This window comes from Viridibacillus soli, assembly GCF_016612995.1.
GTDB classification, from domain to species: domain Bacteria; phylum Bacillota; class Bacilli; order Bacillales_A; family Planococcaceae; genus Viridibacillus; species Viridibacillus soli.
On record NZ_JAEOAH010000022.1, the window covers coordinates 69,741 to 93,130 of the forward strand.

General features: G+C 37.6%; 24 protein-coding genes and 1 tRNA gene. 22 read left to right on the forward strand and 3 right to left on the reverse strand.

What is annotated here, in order from left to right; all coding sequences use genetic code 11:
- Positions 1 to 9 precede the first annotated feature (9 nt).
- The 13 genes from hisD to JFL43_RS14285 all read left to right on the forward strand — a co-directional run bounded on the left by hisD (position 10) and on the right by JFL43_RS14285 (position 11,227).
- Positions 10 to 1,305: a histidinol dehydrogenase gene (gene hisD / locus JFL43_RS14225; protein WP_200749545.1), complete on the forward strand. Its 1,296-nt coding sequence runs from the start codon at positions 10 to 12 to the stop codon at positions 1,303 to 1,305.
- Entirely contained in the window at positions 1,283 to 1,894 is a 612-nt protein-coding gene (gene hisB / locus JFL43_RS14230; RefSeq protein ID WP_100796012.1) for an imidazoleglycerol-phosphate dehydratase HisB, read from the forward strand. The genes hisD and hisB overlap by 23 nt, the downstream gene beginning before the upstream one ends.
- On the forward strand, positions 1,891 to 2,544 hold the full coding sequence (gene hisH / locus JFL43_RS14235; protein ID WP_200749546.1) for an imidazole glycerol phosphate synthase subunit HisH: 654 nt from the start codon (positions 1,891 to 1,893) through the stop codon (positions 2,542 to 2,544). Before hisB ends, hisH begins: the two co-directional genes overlap by 4 nt.
- The gene (hisA, locus tag JFL43_RS14240) at positions 2,541 to 3,278 is read left to right on the forward strand and encodes a 1-(5-phosphoribosyl)-5-[(5-phosphoribosylamino)methylideneamino]imidazole-4-carboxamide isomerase (protein ID WP_200749547.1); all 738 of its coding nucleotides are present in this window, start codon (positions 2,541 to 2,543) and stop codon (positions 3,276 to 3,278) included. Before hisH ends, hisA begins: the two co-directional genes overlap by 4 nt.
- Positions 3,278 to 4,036: an imidazole glycerol phosphate synthase subunit HisF gene (hisF, locus tag JFL43_RS14245; RefSeq protein ID WP_200749548.1), complete on the forward strand. Its 759-nt coding sequence runs from the start codon at positions 3,278 to 3,280 to the stop codon at positions 4,034 to 4,036. The genes hisA and hisF overlap by 1 nt, the downstream gene beginning before the upstream one ends.
- Positions 4,033 to 4,653, forward strand: a complete 621-nt coding sequence (gene hisIE, locus JFL43_RS14250; protein WP_200749549.1) for a bifunctional phosphoribosyl-AMP cyclohydrolase/phosphoribosyl-ATP diphosphatase HisIE — start codon at positions 4,033 to 4,035, stop codon at positions 4,651 to 4,653. Before hisF ends, hisIE begins: the two co-directional genes overlap by 4 nt.
- A gap of 74 nt (positions 4,654 to 4,727) precedes the next feature.
- A complete protein-coding gene (locus JFL43_RS14255; RefSeq protein WP_200749550.1) occupies positions 4,728 to 6,254 on the forward strand; it encodes a tetratricopeptide repeat protein in 1,527 nt (508 codons plus the stop codon).
- 102 nt (positions 6,255 to 6,356) lie between these two features.
- Positions 6,357 to 7,301 (forward strand): thioredoxin-disulfide reductase, encoded by a 945-nt coding sequence (gene trxB / locus JFL43_RS14260; protein WP_200749551.1) that lies wholly within the window; start codon positions 6,357 to 6,359, stop codon positions 7,299 to 7,301.
- A 294-nt stretch (positions 7,302 to 7,595) separates the two neighbouring features.
- Entirely contained in the window at positions 7,596 to 8,078 is a 483-nt protein-coding gene (locus tag JFL43_RS14265) for an NUDIX hydrolase (protein ID WP_200749552.1), read from the forward strand.
- On the forward strand, positions 8,071 to 8,955 hold the full coding sequence (rapZ, locus tag JFL43_RS14270; RefSeq protein ID WP_100796020.1) for an RNase adapter RapZ: 885 nt from the start codon (positions 8,071 to 8,073) through the stop codon (positions 8,953 to 8,955). The genes JFL43_RS14265 and rapZ overlap by 8 nt, the downstream gene beginning before the upstream one ends.
- A gap of 4 nt (positions 8,956 to 8,959) precedes the next feature.
- Positions 8,960 to 9,940, forward strand: coding sequence for a gluconeogenesis factor YvcK family protein (locus JFL43_RS14275; RefSeq protein WP_200749553.1), 981 nt, complete (start codon positions 8,960 to 8,962; stop codon positions 9,938 to 9,940).
- A gap of 46 nt (positions 9,941 to 9,986) precedes the next feature.
- On the forward strand, positions 9,987 to 10,934 hold the full coding sequence (gene whiA / locus JFL43_RS14280; RefSeq protein WP_100796022.1) for a DNA-binding protein WhiA: 948 nt from the start codon (positions 9,987 to 9,989) through the stop codon (positions 10,932 to 10,934).
- A gap of 35 nt (positions 10,935 to 10,969) precedes the next feature.
- Complete coding sequence (locus JFL43_RS14285) at positions 10,970 to 11,227, forward strand: HPr family phosphocarrier protein (protein ID WP_100796023.1); 258 nt, start codon at positions 10,970 to 10,972, stop codon at positions 11,225 to 11,227.
- 56 nt (positions 11,228 to 11,283) lie between these two features.
- On the opposite strand, the gene clpP is transcribed toward JFL43_RS14285, so the two are convergent.
- Entirely contained in the window at positions 11,284 to 11,874 is a 591-nt protein-coding gene (gene clpP, locus JFL43_RS14290; RefSeq protein WP_100798131.1) for an ATP-dependent Clp endopeptidase proteolytic subunit ClpP, read from the reverse strand.
- Positions 11,875 to 12,051: 177 nt separating this feature from the next.
- On the opposite strand from clpP, the gene JFL43_RS14295 reads away from it, so the two are divergent.
- Together JFL43_RS14295 and JFL43_RS14300 are read left to right on the forward strand one after the other, a co-directional pair.
- Positions 12,052 to 12,123 (forward strand) — tRNA-Arg (locus JFL43_RS14295).
- Between the two features lie 1,458 nt (positions 12,124 to 13,581).
- Positions 13,582 to 14,403 (forward strand): DUF2935 domain-containing protein, encoded by an 822-nt coding sequence (locus tag JFL43_RS14300; RefSeq protein ID WP_325166685.1) that lies wholly within the window; start codon positions 13,582 to 13,584, stop codon positions 14,401 to 14,403.
- A gap of 130 nt (positions 14,404 to 14,533) precedes the next feature.
- Here JFL43_RS14300 and JFL43_RS14305 read toward each other — a convergent pair whose 3' ends face one another.
- Positions 14,534 to 15,421, reverse strand: a complete 888-nt coding sequence (locus JFL43_RS14305) for a TetR/AcrR family transcriptional regulator (protein WP_200749555.1) — start codon at positions 15,419 to 15,421, stop codon at positions 14,534 to 14,536.
- A 171-nt stretch (positions 15,422 to 15,592) separates the two neighbouring features.
- Here JFL43_RS14305 and JFL43_RS14310 point away from each other — a divergent pair, with 171 nt between their 5' ends.
- Complete coding sequence (locus JFL43_RS14310; RefSeq protein ID WP_200749556.1) at positions 15,593 to 17,104, forward strand: DHA2 family efflux MFS transporter permease subunit; 1,512 nt, start codon at positions 15,593 to 15,595, stop codon at positions 17,102 to 17,104.
- Between the two features lie 61 nt (positions 17,105 to 17,165).
- Here the strand turns inward: JFL43_RS14310 and JFL43_RS14315 are convergent, their stop codons facing one another.
- Positions 17,166 to 17,747, reverse strand: coding sequence for a spore coat protein (locus JFL43_RS14315; RefSeq protein WP_100798133.1), 582 nt, complete (start codon positions 17,745 to 17,747; stop codon positions 17,166 to 17,168).
- A 213-nt stretch (positions 17,748 to 17,960) separates the two neighbouring features.
- Between JFL43_RS14315 and JFL43_RS14320 the strand changes: the two genes are divergently transcribed.
- The 6 genes from JFL43_RS14320 to gap all read left to right on the forward strand — a co-directional run bounded on the left by JFL43_RS14320 (position 17,961) and on the right by gap (position 23,227).
- On the forward strand, positions 17,961 to 18,542 hold the full coding sequence (locus JFL43_RS14320) for a LemA family protein (RefSeq protein WP_200749557.1): 582 nt from the start codon (positions 17,961 to 17,963) through the stop codon (positions 18,540 to 18,542).
- Positions 18,539 to 19,348 carry a TPM domain-containing protein gene (locus JFL43_RS14325; RefSeq protein ID WP_200749558.1) on the forward strand — a complete coding sequence of 270 codons (810 nt, stop codon included), beginning with the start codon at positions 18,539 to 18,541 and terminating at the stop codon, positions 19,346 to 19,348. Before JFL43_RS14320 ends, JFL43_RS14325 begins: the two co-directional genes overlap by 4 nt.
- A 103-nt stretch (positions 19,349 to 19,451) precedes the next feature.
- The gene (rpoN, locus tag JFL43_RS14330; RefSeq protein ID WP_200749559.1) at positions 19,452 to 20,726 is read left to right on the forward strand and encodes an RNA polymerase factor sigma-54; all 1,275 of its coding nucleotides are present in this window, start codon (positions 19,452 to 19,454) and stop codon (positions 20,724 to 20,726) included.
- Positions 20,727 to 20,738: 12 nt separating this feature from the next.
- Positions 20,739 to 20,972 carry a glutaredoxin family protein gene (locus JFL43_RS14335; protein WP_100796029.1) on the forward strand — a complete coding sequence of 78 codons (234 nt, stop codon included), beginning with the start codon at positions 20,739 to 20,741 and terminating at the stop codon, positions 20,970 to 20,972.
- Between the two features lie 193 nt (positions 20,973 to 21,165).
- Complete coding sequence (locus tag JFL43_RS14340; protein WP_200749560.1) at positions 21,166 to 22,194, forward strand: sugar-binding transcriptional regulator; 1,029 nt, start codon at positions 21,166 to 21,168, stop codon at positions 22,192 to 22,194.
- 25 nt (positions 22,195 to 22,219) lie between these two features.
- The gene (gene gap, locus JFL43_RS14345) at positions 22,220 to 23,227 is read left to right on the forward strand and encodes a type I glyceraldehyde-3-phosphate dehydrogenase (RefSeq protein WP_200749561.1); all 1,008 of its coding nucleotides are present in this window, start codon (positions 22,220 to 22,222) and stop codon (positions 23,225 to 23,227) included.
- Positions 23,228 to 23,390: the final 163 nt, after the last annotated feature.

Genomic DNA, 23,390 nt, shown 5'->3' on the forward strand with positions numbered 1-23,390 from the left:
GGTTAAACGATGAATATTCAAGCTTTAACAAAAGATATTTCCTTACAGCGCCCTTTAGAAAGCGGTAATGAGGAGCAATTAAAAACAGTAAGAGAAGTGCTTGCCAATGTACGTCAAAATGGTGATGCTGCTATCAAAGAATACAGTGTTAAATGGGACGATGTTGAGCTTGATGTATTGCTCGTATCACCCGAAGAAATGGCAGAAGCGGTAAGCGGAATGGATCCACAATTAGTGGAAGATTTAAAGGAAGCTGCTGCGAATATTCGAGCTTACCATGATAAGCAAAAGCGTCAAGGCTATCGCCTCGATTTAAAAAATGACTCTTGGTTAGGGCAACGTATTACAGCGTTAGCGGCTGTTGGTTTATACGTACCAGGTGGTTCTGCTGCATACCCATCATCTGTTTTAATGAATGTTATTCCAGCGCAAGTTGCTGGTGTTGAACGCATCGTTATAGTATCACCTCCAGGGAAGGACGGTAAGTTACCTGCTGCTGTTTTAACTGCTGCATCCATTTTAGGCATTACAGAGATATATAAAATTGGTGGTGCACAAGCAATTGGCGCACTAGCTTATGGTACTGAATCAATTCAAGCAGTAGATAAAATTACAGGGCCAGGTAATATTTTCGTCGCATTAGCGAAACGTGAAGTATTTGGTGAAGTAGCTATTGATATGATTGCAGGGCCAAGTGAAATTGCTATTATTGCAGATGAAAATGCTTATGCAGATGAAATTGCTGCAGATTTATTATCCCAAGCAGAGCATGATCCAATGGCTTGTACAATATTAGTAACAACGAGTGAAAGGCTTGCAGAAGAAGTAGCTGATGAGGTTGAAAATCAGCTGCAAACATTACCACGTGAGACCATTGCACGTAAATCTATTGAAAACTTTGGCAGTATTTATATAGCTGAAACAATGGCAGATGCAGTGCAAGCAATCAATCAATTAGCACCAGAGCATTTAGAAATTGTCACTGACAATGCAGAAGCTGTTGCAGAGCAAATTCGTAATGCTGGCGCTATATTTATCGGCCGTTATAGCTCAGAGCCAATAGGTGATTATTTTGCAGGTACAAATCACGTATTACCAACAAATAGTACAGCACGATTTGCTAGTGGCTTAAATGTCGATGATTTTATTAAAAAAACGAGCGTTGTTTATTATACAAAAGAAACTTGGGCACAAAATTCGGCGAAAATAGCTAGACTTGCAAGACTAGAAGGCTTAGAAGCCCATGCTAGAGCTGTGGAATCTAGAGGTTGGGATAAAGGAGATGAATCAAGTGGAAAAAACTAACAAACGTTTTGCGAAAATTGAACGGAAGACAAACGAAACTCAAATTGCAGTAGAAATTAATTTAGATGGTGAAGGGAAATCAACCATTTCAACAGGTGTTCCTTTTATGGACCATATGTTAGATCTATTCATGAAGCATGGTTTATTTGATGGTGCTATTACTGCTAATGGTGATACATATATTGATGACCACCATACGACGGAAGATCTTGGTATCGTTTTAGGTCAGGCAATCAAAGAGGCATTAGGCGATAAAAAAGGAATTAGGCGTTACGGTAATGCATTTGTACCGATGGATGATGCTTTAGCGCAAGTTGTCATTGATTGTTCAAATCGTCCACATTTAGAATTCCGAGTAGAAATTCCAACTGACAAGGTGGGTACCTTCGATACGGAGTTAGTGCATGAATTCTTATGGAAGTTTGCATTAGAGGCGCGTATGAATGTCCATGTCATCGTACCTTATGGCCACAATGCACATCATATTGTCGAAGCGATTTTCAAGGCGCTAGCTAGAGCAATTGATGAAGCAATTTCGATTGACCCACGTGTGAAAGGTGTACCGTCTACTAAGGGGCTGTTAACATGAAAATTGGCATAATCGATTATGGAATGGGGAATTTATTTAGCGTAGAACAGGCTATTAAACGCCTTGGCTGCAATGTTTTAGTATCAGATGATAAAGAAGTGCTACTGGCAGCAGACGCCCTTATTTTACCGGGTGTCGGTGCATTTCAAGATGCTATGAAAAGATTACAAGAAATGAATTTAGTATCACTTATAGATGAAGTAGTAAAAAGTAATAAACCATTGCTCGGCATTTGTTTAGGTATGCAATTATTATTCGAAGAAAGTGAAGAAAATGGATATGGCAGGGGACTTGGGATTTTCAAAGGGAGAATAGAGTGCTTCGCAGGGCTTGATGAAGATGGTAAAGCGTACCGTGTGCCACATATGGGGTGGAATGAATTACAATTTGTACAGCGACCAGATTGGCTAGGCGAAATTGAGTTTCCGGACGAGCACTACGTATATTTCGTCCATTCTTATTTTGCAGCTAATGTGGATCAAGCAGATTTAGTTGCTTTCGCCAATTACGGTAATGTCGATGTACCTGGGATTGTACAAAGAGGCTCTATTACAGGTATGCAATTTCACCCTGAAAAATCTGGCGAGTTCGGCGTATTTTTATTGAAGAAATGGTTAGATGGTGTAGAAAAAGGAGTTGTAGCGAAATGAGTTCAATTCAAATTTTTCCAGCAATTGATATGAGAGGTGGCAAATGTGTACGTCTTTTTAAAGGAGATTACGAACAAGAAACAGTTTATGCCGATTCTCCTTTTGACATGGCGAAAAGCTTTGCAGAATCAGGTGCAAGCTTTATACATATGGTCGACTTAGACGGTGCAAAAGATGGCGAACGTACACATGCAGCTGAAGTTGTACGTGTTGCACAAGAATTACCATTAAAAGTGCAGATTGGTGGAGGTATACGTTCTGAAGAGGACGTACGCTTCTATCTTGAAAATGGCGTGTACCGAGTCATTATTGGTAGTCTAGCTATTCGTGAGCCGGAGCTTGTAGCGGGCTTTATCAAGGAATTTGGGGCAGAGCGGATCATCATCGGATTAGATGCAAAGGATGGTATGGTAGCGACACATGGTTGGGTTGAAACGTCAAATAAATCTGCAATTGAAGTAGGTCAATATTTTGCACAAGCAGGAGCAAAATATTTCATCTTCACTGATATTGCCACAGACGGTACTTTAGCTGGTCCAAATATTGCAGCGAACGTAAAGCTTGCTGAGGCAACAAACGCTGAAATTATTGTATCTGGTGGGATTAGTTCACTCGATGATATTAAGCAAGTGAAAGAAGCAGCACAAAATTCAACAGTCGGTGGCGTCATTATTGGCAAAGCCCTTTACGCAGGTCGATTTACATTACCAGAGGCACTTAAGGAGGCGGAATAATGCTTACGAAACGAATTATTCCGTGTCTTGATGTGTTGGAAGGACGTGTTGTAAAAGGTGTTCAATTCGTATCATTACGAGATGCTGGAGATCCTGTTGAGCTTGCGAAGTTTTATAATGAACAAGGTGCAGACGAACTTGTTTTTTTAGATATTTCCGCATCGCATGAAGGTCGTGAAACGATGGTTGATGTTGTACGACAAACAGCTTCTGCACTGGCTATCCCATTTACAGTTGGTGGCGGTATTCGAACGCTTGAGGATATGAAACGTTTACTCCGTGCAGGAGCTGATAAAGTGTCTGTAAACTCTTCCGCTTTGCAACGTCCAGAACTCATTAAAGAAGGCTCAGATTATTTCGGAGCACAATGTATCGTTGTTGCCATTGATGCAAAATGGAGTGATGAAGAAGGTACTTGGATGGTTTACACGCATGGCGGTCGCACCAAAACAGAATGGCAAGCGGTTGCTTGGGCTAGAGAAGCAGTAAAGCTTGGTGCTGGTGAATTACTTGTTACAAGTATGGATCAAGACGGAGAGAAAAATGGCTTTGATCTACCGTTGACAAAAGCAATCCGTGAAGCTGTAAATGTCCCAATTATTGCGAGTGGTGGAGCAGGAAATGCGGAGCACTTTTACGAGGTTTTACAAAATGTAGATGCAGATGCTGCACTGGCAGCTTCTATATTTCACTATAAAGAAACGAGTGTCGCCGAAGTTAAAAGTAAGCTGCGACAAAAAGGAGTGCTAGTAAGATGATAGAGGATCTGCAATTCGACGAAAACGGTTTAATCACAGCAGTAGTGCAAGATGCGCAAACGAAAGAAGTTTTAACGGTTGCCTATATGAACAAAGAATCTTTAGAAAAAACGTTAGCAACTGGTGAAACATGGTTTTACAGCCGTTCTCGCCAAGAGCTTTGGCATAAAGGGGCAACAAGTGGTAACACTCAAAAAGTAATCGCTATACGTGCTGACTGTGACAAAGATGCGCTAGTTGTAGAAGTATTACCAGCAGGGCCTGCATGTCATAACGGTACGACAAGCTGCTTTACAGAAATCATTAAAGAAAAATCAGCTAATGTTGGTTCTTTAGATATTATTACAGAGCTTCGTAGTGTCATTCAAAAACGTGAAAAGGAAATGCCAGAGGGTGCTTACACAACTTATCTATTTAACGAGGGTGTCGATAAAATTTGTAAGAAAGTCGGAGAGGAAGCAACAGAAGTTGTAATTGCTTCAAAAAACCGTGATACAGAAGAGTTGAAGTGGGAAACTGCGGATTTAATTTATCACTTATTAGTGCTGTTACAAGAGCAAAAATTAGACGTATTTGAAGTGCTTGGTGTACTTCAAAAACGCCATGTACAACACTAAATATGTTATAATGAAGGATACTAGAGCATAAGGAGCGTTTTTATACGTTCCTTATTTTTTTCGGAGGAATTTTTTTGGAGAAAAAACGTAAACTAAAACCGCGAGAAAACGTTGTATCTTTTATCCCGACTGGGGATTTTTATTATAATAAAGCATTGCAAGCGTTAGATCGTGAGCAATTTGATAAGGCGCATAAATATTTACAAAGAGCAGCAGAGCTTAGTCCAGAAGATTCACTTATTTTAATGCAATATGCTATTACTAAAATGGAACTTGATCAGCATGACCATGCATTAGAGCTTTTAAGGAAAGCGCATTCTATTGACCCGGATGAACCTGAAATTGTACTATTCTTAGCTGAAGTTTCTGCACATCTTGGCATGACTGTGGAAGCAGGGAAATATGCAAAGCGTTATTTAGAATTAGATACTCAAGGCGTATATTCAGAAGAGGCGCTAGAAATTATCGATTTTGCAGAGCAAATGCAGGAGCAACCTACAGCTGAGGAGCCTCAAGATGCCGAAGTTGTATATTTACAGGAAAAAGCCCGCCGAATGATGGAAGAGGGTAATTTTAAAGATGCTATCGAGCTATTTGAAAAAATTATTGAAGAAAACCCGGATTTCTGGGCAGCTCATAATAATCTATCGCTTGCTTATTTTTATCTCGGTGAAACAGAACAAGCAAGAGCGTTATTGCATCAAGTGTTAAAAGGGAACTTTGGTAATTTACATGCACTGTGTAATTTAACGGTCATGGCTTATTACGAAAAAAATAAAGAAGAATTAGAAGAGTTACTTGAATTATTAGTGAAAATCCAACCATACTCATTTGAACATCGCTATAAACTAGGCGCTACTTTGGCGCTTGTCGGACGCTACGGAGAAGCTTATAAATGGCTACGTAGTTTACAAAAACGTGGATTTGAGGGCGATCCTGGATTTTACTTTTGGCTATCTCATGCAGCTTACTTTTCTGGTAAAAAGACTGTAGGAAAAAGCGCTTGGAAAAAGTTGTTAGAAATTGATCCTGAGAAGGAAGGCTTTGAGCCATGGGCATATGAGAGTCGTGTAACGAACCCAAATGCCATCGAGCAAAACCGTGAATATATCGTAGAAAAGCTTGAAAGTAAATATCGTAGCGATCGTCTATTTGGACTCTATTTAGTTGGCAAGACAATTCATAAACAGGAAATAATTGCACATCCTAGCTGGATTGATGTGGATGAATATTCATCTATGGAAAAGCTTTTTTTAGCGTATGCACTAGAGCATGAATTTGATGCAAATGATAAAAGCATCGCCCCGTTTTTAAGAGCGATGGAAGTAGCCGATATTTTATATATGCAAACAATGCCCATTACAATGCCTAATACATTTTTGTTCCAAATGTGGTTCGTTCTTTGTGAAAGAGCATTAGATGCCAGTTATCCGTTCAAAAATCCAAAAGCGCTTGCAGCTGCAGCAGATTATATGTATAAATCTTCACGTATGAGCAGTATAACGAAAACGTCTATTGCCACGGTGTATGGCATTACTACAGCCACTTTATCGAAGTATGTGAACGAATTGATAAAATTTTTACCTGTATTTGATGCGTAATTGCTGAAATGCTAAGCAGAAAGTTTGAACCAACACCAGTTATCCTCTACCATGGATATTGAATATAAAGAAATGCTTTATACAGATCTAGGAGGAACAGATATGTCAGAAGAGAGAATTTATGATGTAGTTATTATAGGAGCAGGTCCAGCAGGTATGACAGCTGCGGTTTATACATCTCGCGCTAACCTTTCTACATTAATGCTAGAACGCGGTATCCCAGGTGGACAAATGGCTAACACTGAAGAAATCGAAAACTATCCAGGATTCGATTCTATTTTAGGACCTGAATTATCTACTAAAATGTTCGACCATGCGAAAAAATTTGGTGCTGAATACGCTTATGGCGATGTTACTGAAATTACCGATGGCGAAGATTATAAAACAATTAAAGCGGGTGCGAAAGAGTTTAAAACACGCGCTATTATTATTACTACAGGTGCAGAATACAAAAAAATGGGTGTACCTGGGGAAAAAGAACTTGGGGGCCGTGGCGTAAGTTATTGCGCAGTATGTGACGGTGCTTTCTTTAAAAACAAAAAATTAGTTGTTGTTGGTGGAGGAGACTCTGCTGTTGAAGAAGGTATTTACTTAACTCGATTTGCCGAAAAGGTAACAATTGTTCATCGTCGTGATAAATTACGTGCTCAAAAAATCATTCAAGACCGTGCATTTGCAAATGAAAAAATTGACTTCATTTGGAACAATACTGTCAAACAAGTGAATGACGAAAATGGTAAAGTAGGTAGTGTAACACTTGTTTCTACAGTAGATGGTGGTGAACAAGAATTTGCTGCTGATGGTGTATTCGTTTATATCGGTATGCTGCCATTAACAAAACCATTTGAGAGCTTAGGTATTTTAAATGAAGCTGGATATATCCCAACAAATGAAGAGATGGAAACGACAATTCCTGGTATCTTCGCTGCTGGTGACGTACGAGAAAAAACATTACGTCAAATCGTTACAGCAACTGGTGATGGTAGTATCGCAGCGCAAGCAGTGCAACATTATGTTGAAATGTTACAAGAAAAAATTAATAATTAATGGATGGATTTAACAGGTTTTTAACAATGCTGTAACCCATTTGCAATATTTTAAGGGTATAGTTATAAGTGCAATAACCCCCTTTTGAAATAGATATATTGGTAAGGCTGTTTCGCGGTAATTCGCCGTTAGAAGCAGCCTCTTTTTTATGGATAGATGACAATTCGTTTTACATTATGCCGCTGTCAAGCTCAATCGTATGAATACATGTGTTTCCGTACATAATTTTGTACGCTAATGGTGTAACAATGTATAATAATGAGTAGAAGATTAATAAGATATGGAGTGTCGTGTGTGCAGAGAATAGCGAATTTGATTGTTAAAAAAGATGACAAAGTTCTTTTACTGAAAAAACCACGACGAGGCTGGTACGTTGCGCCGGGTGGTAAAATAGAGAGTGGCGAGTCAATTTATACAGCTGCTAATCGTGAATTTGGAGAAGAAACAGGAACAATTCCTTTAAACCCACATTTAAAGGGTATATATACAATGGTCATTAAAAATGACCAAGAAGTCGTTAATGAGTGGATGCTCTTTACATTTGTTGCAGATGGATTAGAAGGCATCCCTTATGAAGATACAGTTGAAGGTGTATTAGAATGGCATCCAATCGAAAGCTTGCACCATTTACCGATGGCTGAAGGAGACCGTACAAATTTATTGTTTGCGGTATGTGAAAAAGGCATGCAGTACGGTACCTTTACTTATACAGAAGACTTTGAACTATTGCATGAAACAATTCAAATATCAACTGAAGGAGATGGCATCAATGCCTAGCACACAACCAGTTAATGAATTAATAATTATTACGGGAATGTCTGGAGCAGGGAAAACTGTCGTAATCCAAAGTTTTGAAGATTTAGGTTTTTACTGCATCGATAATTTACCGCCTGCATTATTACCTACTTTTTTAACATTAATGAAAGAATCGAAAAAAGAATTTTCTCGTATAGCGGCTGTAATGGATTTACGTGGAGGAGATTTCTTTTCTTCACTAATCGAAGCCTTAGAGCAAATTGAAAAGCAAGATTTAGTCGTTACAAAAATATTATTTTTAGACGCAGATAATGAAACGCTTGTGAGACGCTATAAAGAAACACGTCGATCACACCCACTTGCACCAGCTGGCGGCTTGCCATTAGAAGGTATCCATCATGAGAGGGAGCTACTTGCTGAAGTGAAGGAAAAAGCGCAATTTATTTATAATACATCTAGCATGAAACCCCGTGAGTTACGCGAACGAATTATTGCACAATTTTCAGGCGCTGATTCTCGTAGATTTACTGTCAACGTTATGTCATTCGGATTTAAGCATGGCATGCCGATTGATGCAGACTTAGTATTTGATGTTCGATTTTTACCGAACCCATATTATATAGAAAAATTACGGGCTAAAACAGGATTAGAGACAGAAGTTTCATCGTATGTCCTAAAATATGATGAAACACAAACGTTAATTAATAAACTAGTAGATCTATTTGAATTTATGGTGCCACTATATAAAAAAGAGGGCAAAACACAACTCATTATTGCATTTGGTTGCACTGGGGGACAGCATCGCTCAGTTACATTAGCGGAATATTTTGGTGACTATTTGAATAAAGATGTGCCAACAGTTATTACGCATCGCGATATTGCTAAAAGAAAGGGCTAATTCTATGGAGAAAAGAAATACGCGAATCGTCATCCTTGGCGGGGGGACGGGATTATCAACGCTTTTACGCGGTTTAAAAAAGTTTCCTATCGACTTAACTGCGATTGTGACGGTAGCGGATGATGGGGGAAGCTCAGGTAGGTTACGAGATGACTATGATATTCCGCCACCAGGAGATGTGCGAAATGTCATCGCAGCATTATCGGGAGTGGAGCCTTTAGTAGAAGAAATGTTCCAATATCGATTTTCAGCTTCTGATGATTTGGGTGGTCATTCACTTGGTAATTTAATGTTAACCGCATTAACGGAAATTACTGGGGATTTTTCTCATGCCATTCGAGAAATGAGTCGTGTCTTAAATGTGCATGGTAAAGTTTTACCTGCAGCAAATCAGAGAATTACACTTTTTGCTGAGCTAATTGATGGTACAATTGTACAAGGCGAATCTAAAATTCCTACCTTCAATACAGGTATTAAAAGGGTGTTCTTATCACCTGAGGATGTGAAACCGCTACCAGAGGCAGTTAGTGCGATTAATAGAGCTGATATAATTATTATTGGCCCGGGAAGCTTATATACGAGCATATTACCGAATTTGTTAGTAGAGGATATACAAAAAGCAATCATTAACGCAAAAGGTAAGAAAGTTTATATTTGCAATTTGATGACACAAGCAGGCGAGACACAGCATTTCTCGGCATCTGACCATGTGCAGGCTTTATATGATCATGTGGGGCAACCCTTTATTCAAACGATTTTAATTAATAAAGAAGAAGTACCTGCATCTATTCGTGCAGCTTATAAAGAGGAAGAGGCTGAGCCAGTTAAATTTGATGTCGGTCGATTGGAAAATATGGGCATTCACGTCGTGAAAAAGGAAATCGCTACTGTTCATAATGGTGTCGTTCGTCATGAAGCATCAATGGTTGCTGAATGGTTAGTGGAGTATGCATGTTCCTTTAACAAAGATACAAAAGCGGAATAACATATCATTAAATTATATATAAATTATGATAGAGAGGGGGATTACTATGTCATTTGCTTCAGAAACAAAAAAAGAGCTTACTCAAGTTGAAGCAGACGATGAAAGCTTAAAAGCAGAACTATCAGCCCTCATTCGAATGAATGGCTCTCTGTCATTTGCAAATCGTCAATTAAGTTTAGATATTCAAACTGAAAATGCAGCAATTGCACGAAGGATTTATACGGTAATGAAAAAGTTTTATAATTATCGAATAGAGCTTCTTGTAAGAAAGAAGATGCGGCTAAAGAAGAACAATGTTTATATCTGTCGTGTGAGAGAGGGAGCAAAAGAAATTCTGGATGATCTAGAGATTGTTTCAGGTAACTTTTTGTTCAATCATACGATTTCAGATGAGTTAGTAAAAACAACAAGTAGTAAGCGTTCTTATTTAAGAGGTGCCTTTTTAGCTAGTGGCTCTGTTAATAATCCTGAAACGTCGGCGTACCATTTAGAGGTGTATTCGCTTTATAAAGAACATGGCGAGGCACTTGCGGATTTAATGAATAAATTCGAATTAAATGCTAAAACAATCGAAAGAAAAAAGGGATTTGTCACATACTTAAAGGAAGCAGAGAAAATTTCAGACTTTTTAAGTTTAGTAGGTGCACATCAGGCGATGATGAAGTTTGAAGATGTGCGCATCGTACGTGATATGCGAAATAGTGTGAATCGTCTTGTGAACTGTGAAACAGCAAATTTAAATAAAACAATTGGTGCAGCGGTTCGCCAAGTGGAAAATATTCGATATATCGATACTAGTATAGGCATTGACCAGCTACCTGAAAAACTTCGGGAAATTGCACGATTACGCGTTGAATATCAAGAAGTGACTTTAAAGGAGCTAGGTGAAATGGTATCAGCAGGTACCGTTAGTAAATCAGGTGTTAATCATCGCCTTCGTAAAATTGACGATATTGCAGATACATTACGTCGAGGCGAAACGGTGAAACTTTAACGAAACTGCAAGTACTTATAGGGGGAGTAGAACCAATGGCAGAACAACAAGTAGAAGTTAAATTAAAATCAGGATTACAGGCAAGACAAGCGGCATTATTCGTACAAGAAGCGAACCGCTACTCTGCAGATATATTTTTAACAAAAGATGATAAAAAGGTAAATGCAAAAAGTATTATGGGTATTATGAGTTTAGCTATTGCAAAAGGATCTGAAGTTATTTTAAGTGCAGATGGTTCAGATGAAGAGCATGCTATAGCAGGCCTCACAAAGCTAATTCAAGCAGAAGATTGATGTAAACATAAAAAGCGCTATTCTCAGTATAAGAGAATAGCGCTTTTTTATGCTACTTATTTATTTTCGTTACGTACGAAAATGTCGTCGATTAAACCATATTCTTTTGCGCGTTCAGCAGTCATGAAATTATCACGATCAGTATCTCTTGCTAACACTTCAATTGGTTGACCTGTACGTTCAGCTAAAATGCCGTTTAATTTTTCGCGAAGGAATAAAATGCGTTTTGCAGCAATTTCAATTTCAGTCGCTTGACCTTGAGCGCCACCAAGTGGTTGGTGAATCATTACTTCAGCATTTGGTAATGCAAAGCGTTTGCCTTTTTCACCAGCAGCGAGTAAGAAAGCACCCATAGATGCAGCCATACCGATACAAATTGTTTGGACATTAGGTTTGATGAATTGCATAGTATCGTAGATTGCCATACCAGCTGTAATGCTACCACCAGGGCTGTTAATGTATAAAGAGATATCTTTTTCAGGATCCTCTGCTTCTAAAAATAGAAGTTGAGCAACGATAGAGTTTGCAACGTTATCATCGATTGCGCTTCCTAGTAAAATAATACGGTCTTTCAATAAGCGTGAGTAAATGTCATAAGCACGTTCACCGCGGTTTGTTTGTTCAATAACTGTAGGAATTAAGTTCATAAGAATAGCCTCCTCAAAGGATAAATTCAATTTTCGTATGTAAAAGCAAATTGCTTTTACTGTACCTTTATCATACACATGATGGTCAAGGAAGGTCAAATAATTCGAATCCAATAAACCTATAGTTGAATTGTTTTGATTTCCTTTGTATAATAGTAAAGTCTCAATTGTTACATAGCCCTCGTAGTGTAATGGATAACACATAAGATTCCGGTTCTTAGGCTGGGGGTTCGATTCCCTCCGAGGGCATACAAGAAAGAGAGGGTAAACCCTTACTACACAAGGGTTTACCTCATATAAGTCAATAGAACGGGTAATAGAACTATAACTAATTATACCCAATTATACCCTTGGTAAATCATCTTCTAATCACTTTTTTGATTAGGAGTTTTTTTATGACTACAAGTAAGGCGTAACAGTAAAGCCCGCAAACATTACCGACATAACTTGATGTTAATACATTTGTAGGATTAATGAATTATATTGCTATACTTATCCTATACAGGACTGGCATCAGAATAAATACACTGGTGATGTTAGACGAGTAGAAACTACTAATAAGACTTTGAACTTAGATGGCAGCATAATTATATGAAATTGCCAAGAAACGCAATAAGCAAAATAATTCTTTTGTTTTCATCAATTCACAAGGCAAGACGATAAAAGCAATAACTGTTCAACCAATGGGATAACTAAGAAACTTCACAAATATACAAAGCAGCTAGTATAGCGCTGATTTCTAAGTCATTAGGACACTCCAATTTAGAAGTTACGAAGCAGTATTTAGATTTAGATATGGACGAGATAATAGGGAGTTTGAGGGGTTTTATATAAATATATATTTTGATACTAGCGAAGATTCTTAATATAGAGAAGGATTACCTTAAAAATGAACCGAGCCCTATAAAGTAGACAGTTTAATAAAAAGGTAGTTGGTAGTGGTAGGTTGTGATGGTTTTGGTAGGCTTCCGCTAGCTTCAACTAATGTTCGTTTCGTAATGCCAGCTACTTAAGACATCGTATGCGACACTTTCAAGAGTAGCGACATCTTTAACATAGGATAAATACGCCATTTGCCCATTTTAATGGGGTAGATAATTAATATCGTGTCTGTTACGAATCCTTTTACCGGCACAACTTCTATAAATTTTCTTAATCTACAATCAGAGCAGGTGGTCAAAGGCTCTTTTTAATTTGATGGGCTACTCCAATTGTGGAATACTCCATAAATGGTGTTGCGCAGAAAAACTTGAATTTTGTGAGTCCAAAATCTTGCCGTAGATTCAGTATTCTTTTGCTCGTTTTTTATGGGGAAATGAATCATTTGAAAGCTGTACAATTTTGGTTAATCGACAACTTTGTTAGAAAAACTTCCATCTTTGATTACCTGTGCATTTTCCTTTTTTTTAAAAACAACACAATAAATAAAATTATTCCTGTGACTAGAATTAAAGAATGAAATAAATTAATTTCATTATAAAATGAGAAAAAAGCCCTAGACCTATAAATAGACAAGCACCAAATTCTAATTTTTCATATGGTCTCTTTTTCACAATTGTTCCCCCTAATAAACTCAAAGCGTTTGTTAAACACCGACTTAAAATAATATTACTATATCAATTATCTGATTTATATCAAAAATAAACACAAATGGAAAAAGGACTGAAACTTATCATTAGCACCGCCCGCATCGCATAGAATGAAAAGATTGAAAAATGTATAAGGGGCGAAAAGGCGATTACTACCTTCGTTACGCAATCATTGGAAGAAATACGTTTTTGGTCTAGGATAATGAAAGAACACGTTTATTTTTTAAGTTTAGGATTTACCGCAGATCAAACGCAACTTATACAAGAAGCAAGACAATATGTTGGTCTGTTTCAACGGATTGAAGAACAAATTAGCGTCTACAATGAAAAGACAGATCCTGAAGTGATTAGACTACTGAACGTCCAAGTATACCAGGCAGCTGTTTCCGTTTGGGCATATAAACGAAAAGTTCTAGGATTAATATTGCGCTGTGAAATTGTGTCCAATAATATTCCGTTACTCGTTGACCATACGAGCAGAGAAGCGGCTTATTTTGCTAAACGATTAAAGGAATTAAATGAAGGAAAGCTGAAACCATTACCAGAAGCTATTATAAAAGAAAATGTATTTTTCCTTAAGATAATGGCGGACCATTCAAAGTTTATAGGTCATTTGTTAGATCCTTCTGAAAGAAAACTCGTCGACCAGGCAAGAGAGTTCAGTAATGATTTTGATCAATTACTTTTCCAAGCGCAAGATTTGGATCATATGCGCCCGCAGTCAGAAACGGTGCCATTATTGGACCACTTTCTTGATCAAAATCGTGTATCAGTGGTATCGCTACGTGAATTCAAGAAAACGGCTAGAGATTTAATTGAAGCTTGTAAAATTAAAAGTAATATCCCCACACTTCTTGCAGATCACGTATTTCGAGAAGCGGATCATTTTCTTCATATTATTGATGCATTTGATGAGCATCTTAGTGCACAACAAACCTAAAAAATGGCTGTCACAAAAGTCGATAAAACCGACTTTATGGCAGCCGTTTTTAATTTTGTAAAATTAGAAATTGTTATGTAAAAAAATCACCTTTATAGGATAAAAGTGATTTCAAATTTGCTTATGTTGCTTAGACGTTTTGTTGTCTTATATACAGCCACAAATGATTGGCTATCTCTTGCGCCTCAGCAGCATGAATAGTTCCTTTAAAGCTGCTATTAAAAGGTAATACGATAGCTTCAATAATGTAGTAATGTGGTATTTCTTCTTGTAAGGATGTTAAAAGGCAGTTCGTATATTCTTTACCTGCTTGTAAATTATCTTCACTAAGACCCTCAGAAAAGCCTTCTAACTGTTCTAATAAATATTCTTTCGTAACCACTTTATTATTGAAATTACGTTGTAAATACTTTGCTAAATCACAACCGAGGAAAGTGTCTCCATTTGCAATTTGAATGGGTAGAATAGCATCTAGTTGGCAAATAGCATACTTTACTACTTGTACTGGATCAAGTGCATCTTCACGTGTAAGCTTCCAAATATGTAACATATGTTGGATCATACCAAACAGTAGAATAGTCGCATCAAAACAGTGTGGCTTAGAAGCTTCACCATAAACATCAACAATACGTTTTGTTAGCCATTTCAATTCATTCAAATGGAATTTCATGACCACTTCTTTCAGCTCTGGCTCACCTGAATGAAAAATGGATTCGAAAATGGGTATTAAATTTTGCTCTCGATTTACTTGCATCAATACAGCTATTTGTTTTGCTAGTATGTCTTTGTCTGTTGGATCTTGACCAATTAGTAGTTCATGCTTACGAACATCTGCTTGTTCGCGTCCCATAGCTAAAATGGCGATTAAACATTCATTTTTTGAAGCAAAATAATTATAGAAAGTGCCTTTGGAAATATGCGATTCATCTAAAATATCTTGGATGGATGTATTTTGGAAGCCTTTTTTGATAAAGAGTTTTTGAGAGGCGATAATTACTTGACGTTTACGATTATTCATATGTCCACCTTATTTTTAATTTTATGTACTATCATTCTATATTGAAAACGCTTAAATATCAATGTTTAAAGCCTATTTAAATTTAATGGTTGAAAATAATGTACCATGAGTATAAAATGAAGAAAGTGAATTTCTAAACACGAAATATAATGAAAGTAGTGATGATATTAGATGGATATTAATGAATTACAGAAAAAGCCTCCTTATGCAATGATTGCAATTTTGTTTGTAGGTGCTTTTGTTGCTTTTTTAAACAACACATTATTAAATGTAGCGTTACCGACTATTATGAAAGAATTTGATGTGAAAGAATCTCAAGTACAATGGTTAACTACGGGTTACATGCTTGTTGGTGGGGTATTAGTACCGGCAAGTGCATTCTTTATTACAAGATTTAAAAATCGTCATTTGTTTATTACAGCAATGACATTATTCTCAATCGGTACTCTTTTAGCGGCCATGGCACCACAGTTCTGGGTACTAGTTGCAGCGCGTATGATTCAAGCAGCTGGGGCAGCAGCACTTAGCCCATTATTAATGAACGTTATGCTTACAAGTTTCCCAATTGAGAAACGTGGAACGGTTATGGGGATGTTTGGTCTAGTAATGATCTCTGCACCAGCTATTGGACCTACATTATCAGGTTGGATTGTAGAGCACTATGACTGGCGTATGCTATTTAAAATCATCTTGCCATTCGCAATTCTTACATTATTATTAGCAATCTTCAAGTTACGTAATGTGATGGAAACAAGAAAAGTTACTTTAGATGTACTTTCTCTAAGCTTATCTACAATTGGTTTTGGAGGACTACTTTATGGCTTCAGCTCAGCGGGGGACAAAGGGTGGGATGCTCCAATCGTAGTAGGTACAATTATTGTTGGAGTTCTAGGTATTGTGTTCTTTACTATTAGACAATTAACAATGGATCAACCTATGCTTGAAGTTCGTATTTATAAATACCCGATGTTTGCATTATCATCGGTTATTTCAATCGTTGTTTCAATGGCGTTGTTCTCAGGTATGATTATTACACCAGTATATGTTCAATTAGTTCGTGGTATTTCGCCAATTGATGCTGGGTTATTAATGTTACCAGGTGCACTTGTGATGGGATTCATGTCACCAATTACGGGTAAATTATTTGATAAATTCGGACCTAAAGTGTTGGCCATTATTGGATTAATGATTACTACACTTGCAACTTACGAATTAACAAAACTATCTGCTGATACAAGTTACGGATATTTGATGTTTACTTATACGATCCGTATGCTAGGTATTTCTATGGTGATGATGCCTATCATGACAAATGGTTTAAACCAATTACCAATGAAAATGAACCCGCATGGTACTGCAATGAATAATACATTACAACAAGTATCTGGCGCGATTGGTTCAGCTATATTAATTACAATTATGACTAAGCATAAAGAAAGTCGTTATGAAGCGGCGATGACTGCAGTAGCTCAATCTGGACAAAAACCAAGTGCAGCTGAAATTAAACAAATAGGTCAACAAGCTTTAATTGATGGTATTAACTTTTCATTCTTAATAGCAATGTTTATTACAATCGTTGCTCTTATCTTGGCGTTCTTTGTTAAACGTGTTCCGGTTACTGGAAGTCCACAGAATCCGTCTGAAAAAAAATCTCAAGAACAACAAAAAGAAGCACAAGCGTAAACAATATGTAAAAATAGAAAACGCTCTGCATGATGAGAAATCATGACAGAGCGTTTTTTTGTTATTGCATAGGTTGGTTTTGACCAGGTGCAAACGAATTTAAGAGCGTTTGCATATCCTGGCCATTTAACTGTTCAACTTGATAATATTGATGTTTGTTTTGATACAGTGATAATTCGTAAGCCATTTCTATACAGTTCGGTATTGAATCCGCAAGCACCCGTCTAACGACTGGATTTGTCGTTTCAAGAGCGGTCATTGTTTTACCCGACGCGATAGTCTTGTGCCCACCTAAGAGGTAGCCTGAAATCATTTCATCATTGAGTTCAGATGCATTCGTCATTGGCTTTTTAGGCTGTGATGGCTGTAATCCATAGGTGAAATTATGGTTGAGTTTCATCTGGTAGCTCCCAGTTGGATGAGAAGGGTCAAGTCCTGATCTAAAAGCTTCGACCGTAATATTGTACTCATCCAAGCTGAATTTGTACTGACGGTCCAAAATGTCGAGTAACTCGGGGTCCTGTACATGCTCACGTAAAATGATGGCATGATTAAGCATGCCAATCGATGCAGATAGTGTTTCACGCATACTTATAACTTCATGACCACCGTGATTCATCATCGCGTTGGGTGCTTGATGCATATTACCTGTCCCTGTTTGTCCGAATGGTTGTTGGTTCAATTGTTTAGCCTCCTTTTAAATTAGCGTGTTACCGCAACTGTAGTATGGATTCAATGCAAAGCATTATACGATGAAAATGAAACTTCCGGGTGATTTAGGCATATACTAAGTCGGATGTTTTATTTCAAATGAAAAAAGGGAAAGAATTAGAGAGAAAATGAGGAGGTTTTTCTTATGAAAAAGTTAATGACACCTATAATAGTAATAGTGGCGATTATTGTTTTTTTAGCATTAATGATTGTGCCAAAATACAATAGTCTAGTCAATGCAGATGAGCAAGTAGACTCAAAGTATGCTCAAATTGAAAACCAATTACAAAGACGCTTAGATTTAATACCAAATTTAGTGAATACGGTAAAAGGGTATGCAAGTCATGAAAAGGAAATTATGACCGAGATCGCCGAGTCACGCTCGAAATTAGCTGGAGCTAAAACTCCGCAAGATCAAGCCGCGGCAAATGATGAGTTAACAGGTGCATTAAGTCGATTATTAGTCGTTGTTGAAAAATATCCAGATTTAAAGGCTGATGCGAATTTCCGCCAATTAATGGATGAACTTTCTGGAACGGAAAATCGAATTGCTGTAGCACGTGAAGATTATAATGAAGAAGTACAAGGTTATAATAAATTAAGACGTTCATTCCCAGGGAATATTATTGCGGGTATGTTCAATTTTGAGAAAAAGGAATACTTCAAAGCAAATCCAAATGCCGCGGATGCACCAGCAGTGGATTTTGGTGGGAATGATACTAAATGAAAAAAATTCATCTTGTGATAGGGTTATTATTTGCTTGGATGCTAGTTTTTATAACATCTGCGACGACACAAGCGGCAACTTTGCCGAAGCCTGAGCAAGGTGGATATGTGCAGGATTTCGCAGGTGTTTTATCAACGGATACGAAAAATGAATTGAATGAGCTATCAAAAAAATTAGAACAAGGAACAGGAGCTCAAATCGTCGTTTTAACGGTAGATACTTTAGATGGTATGGATGCAGCTTCCTATGGCACGAAAATTATTCGTAAGTGGGGAATTGGTGGCAAAGAAAAGAATAACGGTGTTCTTATTCTAGCTAGCTTTGGTGATGCTGAAGGCGACCGTGATTTACATATTACAGTTGGCCAAGGTTTGGAAGGTGCATTGCCCGATGGGAAAATAGGCCGTATTTTAGATGAATATATGGTGCCGAATTTAAGAGAGGGCAATTATGATGCAGCTTTTAGCTCTGCGTATAAGCTTATTTATAATATCGTTGCCGAAGAATATAACTGGGATGGAACAGTAGAAAATCCTGAAAAGCCGGAGGAAGAAGGCTTTTCCCCGCTTATGATTATTCTTATTGTGATTGCTGTTTTAATAGTCTATAGCATGATTTCCAAAGGTGGTGGCGGAAGCGGTGGCTCAGGTGGCCGTCGTAGAAGAACATATGATTATGGCGGAATGGGTTCTGGTTGGGGTAGTTTTAACTCTAGTGGCCGAGGTCGTTCTGGTGGAAGTGGCTTTGGTGGTTTCACAGGTGGCGGAGGTTCATCAGCAGGTGGAGGCGCAGGTCGTAAATGGTAGATGCAACGGTTTCGTAGAATTTGCGAAACCTTTTTTTGTGAGCGAGTTTTCAGCTAGCATGCTCATCTCATAAACTTTATAATTGATGTGGGGGTGTAGGGGAATGACATTTCGTTTCGAACAATCGCAAATACAAATTCAAAAGCTAGCTTTAACTCAGGAAATGCGCCAATCATTAGATTTACTGCAATATTCCTCTGAAGAGCTATATGCTTTTTTACAAGAGAAACAAGTGGAAAATCCTTTTTTGAAGATAAAAGTTAAACCGTTAAAGCGTCAACCTACTAAGGATTGGGTAGAATGGACAGCATCAGCAGAAGCAGATTCCGTTCAACTTTCGATTATGGATCAATTGTTAGATCAACCATTATCAATAGAATGTAAAAAGGCAATTACATGGCTTATTAATGACTTAGATGATTTTGGTTTCTTAACAAGTTCAGATGAAGAATACGCTATGTGGATTGGTGTGAATACGCAAGCGATACAACAGGCAAGGCAATACATATTACAATGTGAACCTATAGGTATTGGTGCAAGCTCTATGTCACATTGTTTATTTTTACAAGCAGAAAAAAAGGAAATGGATGAAATTGTTCGTAATATTTTGTCCAATTATTACACATTATTTATAGAGAAAAAATGGCAGGATCTTGCACGTGTTTCTACATATTCATTAAAACAAATCCAGCAAGCAGCAGATAAGATTAGCACATTAAATCCATCTCCTATGAATCATTTAAGAACAACTAAAACAGAATATGTACACCCAGAAGCAGATGTTTTTGTAGAACAGGGAAAACTGTTAATCCGCTATATTAAGGAAGCGTTCCCTGCTGTTGAATTAGATGAAGAGTATATTATGCAAATTCAAGCAGATGATGAATTACAAACGTATATTACTGCAATGAAGGAACAAGTGCGTTTAATTGATAAGCAATTGTTGCAAAGAAAAGAAACGTTACGTTTAGTCATTCAAGAAATTGTTAAAATACAATCGACTTTTTTCACAAAAGGTTTTGACGCGATTACACCATTTACTATGACAGAATTAGCAGCAAAGCTAGAGCTGCATGAGTCGACCATTAGCCGTACTATAAAAGGGAAATATATTCATACGGCATTTGGTACGCTACCACTACGTAGGTTTTTCTCGCAACGTTCAACGATGGTGCAAGATGAAGGTGTTTCCGTGGACCGCGTTAAAACGCAGCTACAGCAAATGATCCAATCAGAGGACAAAAGTAAGCCATTATCTGATCAAGCATTAAAAGATTCACTCGATCAACAAGGGTTGTTTTTATCTAGACGTGTCATTGCAAAATATCGTGAGCAGCTGGGTATACCGGCCTCATCAAAACGTAAAAGATTCGATTAGTGAGGTGAAAAGATGAATATTAAATATTATAGCCGTCCAGGTTGTGGGCTTTGTGAAGAAGGGATATTAATGTTGAAGCTCGTACAGGAGGATGTGCCTTTTACAATAGAAGAAATAAATATAGAAAAGGACGATTTATTACATGAACGCTTTATGCTGATGATTCCAGTCGTTGAAAAGGACGGAGAAATCATTCAGTACGGAGCACTTGATTATGTAACATTATTAGATGGTATAGCGATTTAATGTAAGGGGGGAGTAATCCTCCTTTCTCGTTGCAGAAAATGTAGAAATTTAAAAATTATAACTCCTTTTTAGTTGCGAAAATTAAAAGGGAAACGTATACTGAAAATAGGAAATATATTTTTTTGCTTTACGTGGGACAATAATTTTTAAGGTGGGACATAATTTATCCCTATCTGATGGAAGGAAGATTAGCATGTATACATTATCGGAAGCACAATTGAAAATACTACCCGAAATGTCAGACATCCTTCAAATCAGATACCGACTTCTTCAAATGATTCAGATGATGGGCCCTATTGGTCGCAGAGCATTAGCAGAGCAACTATCAGTAACTGAGCGTGAAGTACGTAAGGAAACTGATTTGTTGAATGAACAAGGTTTAATTATTACAAATCGTATAGGTATGAGTATTTCGGACAGTGGTCTACACATACTTGGTATATTGAAACCCCTAGTTTATGAATGGTCGGGGATATCGTCATTAGAAACTAGATTGACGAAGCATTTCAAAATTCAAAAAGTCATCATTGTACCAGGTAATAATGATGTCGAACCTTCTGTCAAAATTTTAATGGGCACAGAAGCCGCAAACGAGTTAGAGCGTTTAGCAAACAGTCAGAAAAACGTTGCGGTCACTGGAGGCAGTACAATTAGTTCAATTGCTGAAAGTCTGACGCCAACAAAGAAACTTTCACAACTACAGTTTATTGCAGCAAGAGGTAGCATTGGTGAAGAAATGCAGCTACAAGCAAATACCATTGCATCGATATTTGCCACTAAAACGGGCGGCACATATCGCACACTTTATTTACCAGAACATTTAAGTGAAAATGCCTATTCTGCAATGATGAAAGAGCCGATTGTGAAAGAGATGATGGACCTTTACGAGCAAACCGATATTGTCATACATGGCATTGGTTCTGCAGAGGAAATGGCGGTTCGCAGAAAATCATCTCCAGAAGATCTTCAAGCGTTACAAAATTGCGGAGCAGTTAGTGAAGCATTTGGTTATTATTTTGATGAAACAGGCAACGCAGTACACAGGATTCGCACTGTTGGTATCCAATTAGAGCAAGTTGGTAAATGCCAGTCTATTTTAGCAGTGGCTGGTGGAACATCAAAAGCTAAGGCAATTCTTTCTTACTTCAAAAATGCAGCCCCTCAAACAATCCTTATAACGGATTTAGGTGCGGCAGAAGAAATGATTCAATTACTAAAGTAATCACAAACAAATGGAGGAATAGAACATGACTTTAAAAATAGCGATTAATGGATTTGGACGTATTGGACGTGTCGTATTTAGAAATGCGATTCAGAACGAAGAAATTGAAGTGGTAGCAGTAAACGATTTAACAGATGCAGCAATGCTAGCACATTTGTTAAAGTATGACTCAGTACACGGCGTTTTAGATGCAGAGGTTTCTTCTGAAGGCGAATATTTAATTGTAAACGGTAAACAAGTACGTGTCTATGCTGAAAAAGATCCTGCAGCACTACCATGGAAAGAACTTGGTGTAGATATCGTTATTGAATCTACTGGACTTTTCGTTAAACCAGAAGCAGCTCATAAACATATTGAAGCAGGTGCTAAAAAAGTTATCGTTTCTGCTCCAGGTAAAGATGGCATGCCAACATTTGTTATGGGTGTAAACCATGAAGAATACAATGCAGCTGAAGATCATGTCGTATCAAATGCATCATGTACAACAAACTGCTTAGCGCCAGTCGCGAAAGTATTAGATGAGAAGTTTGGTATTAAACGTGGCATGATGACAACTATTCACTCATTCACAAATGACCAACGTATTTTAGATTTACCGCACTCTGACTATCGTCGTGCACGTGCAGCTAGCCAATCTATGATTCCTACAACTACAGGTGCAGCAGCTGCAGTGGCAAAAGTGTTACCGAATTTAAAAGGTAAATTAGATGGTATGGCAGTACGTGTACCAACACCAAACGTATCATTAGTAGACTTAGTTGCTGAATTAGATAAGTCAGTTACGGCAGAAGATATTAATGCAGCTTTAAAAGAAGCATCTGAAAACGAACTAAAAGGTATTCTAGACTATACAGATTTACCATTAGTATCAATTGATTATAATGGTAACAAAGCATCATCAACAGTTGACAGCTTATCAACAATGGTACTTGAAGATAACTTGGTAAAAGTACTTTCTTGGTATGACAACGAATCAGGATACTCTGCACGTTGTATCGACTTAGCGCTTTACATGCAGAAACAAGGTTTGTAATCGGAAAACCATAGCCTTTATGAACACAAGCGTTTATAATGTATTAGGGTAAAAGGAGAAGGGATTACCCTTCTCCTTCTTTTATAATCACAAATAGAAAGCGCTTGCTTATTTGTAGTATGGGAATAAGCTTTTCGAAGTAATTATCGGAAGGCCTATTTTA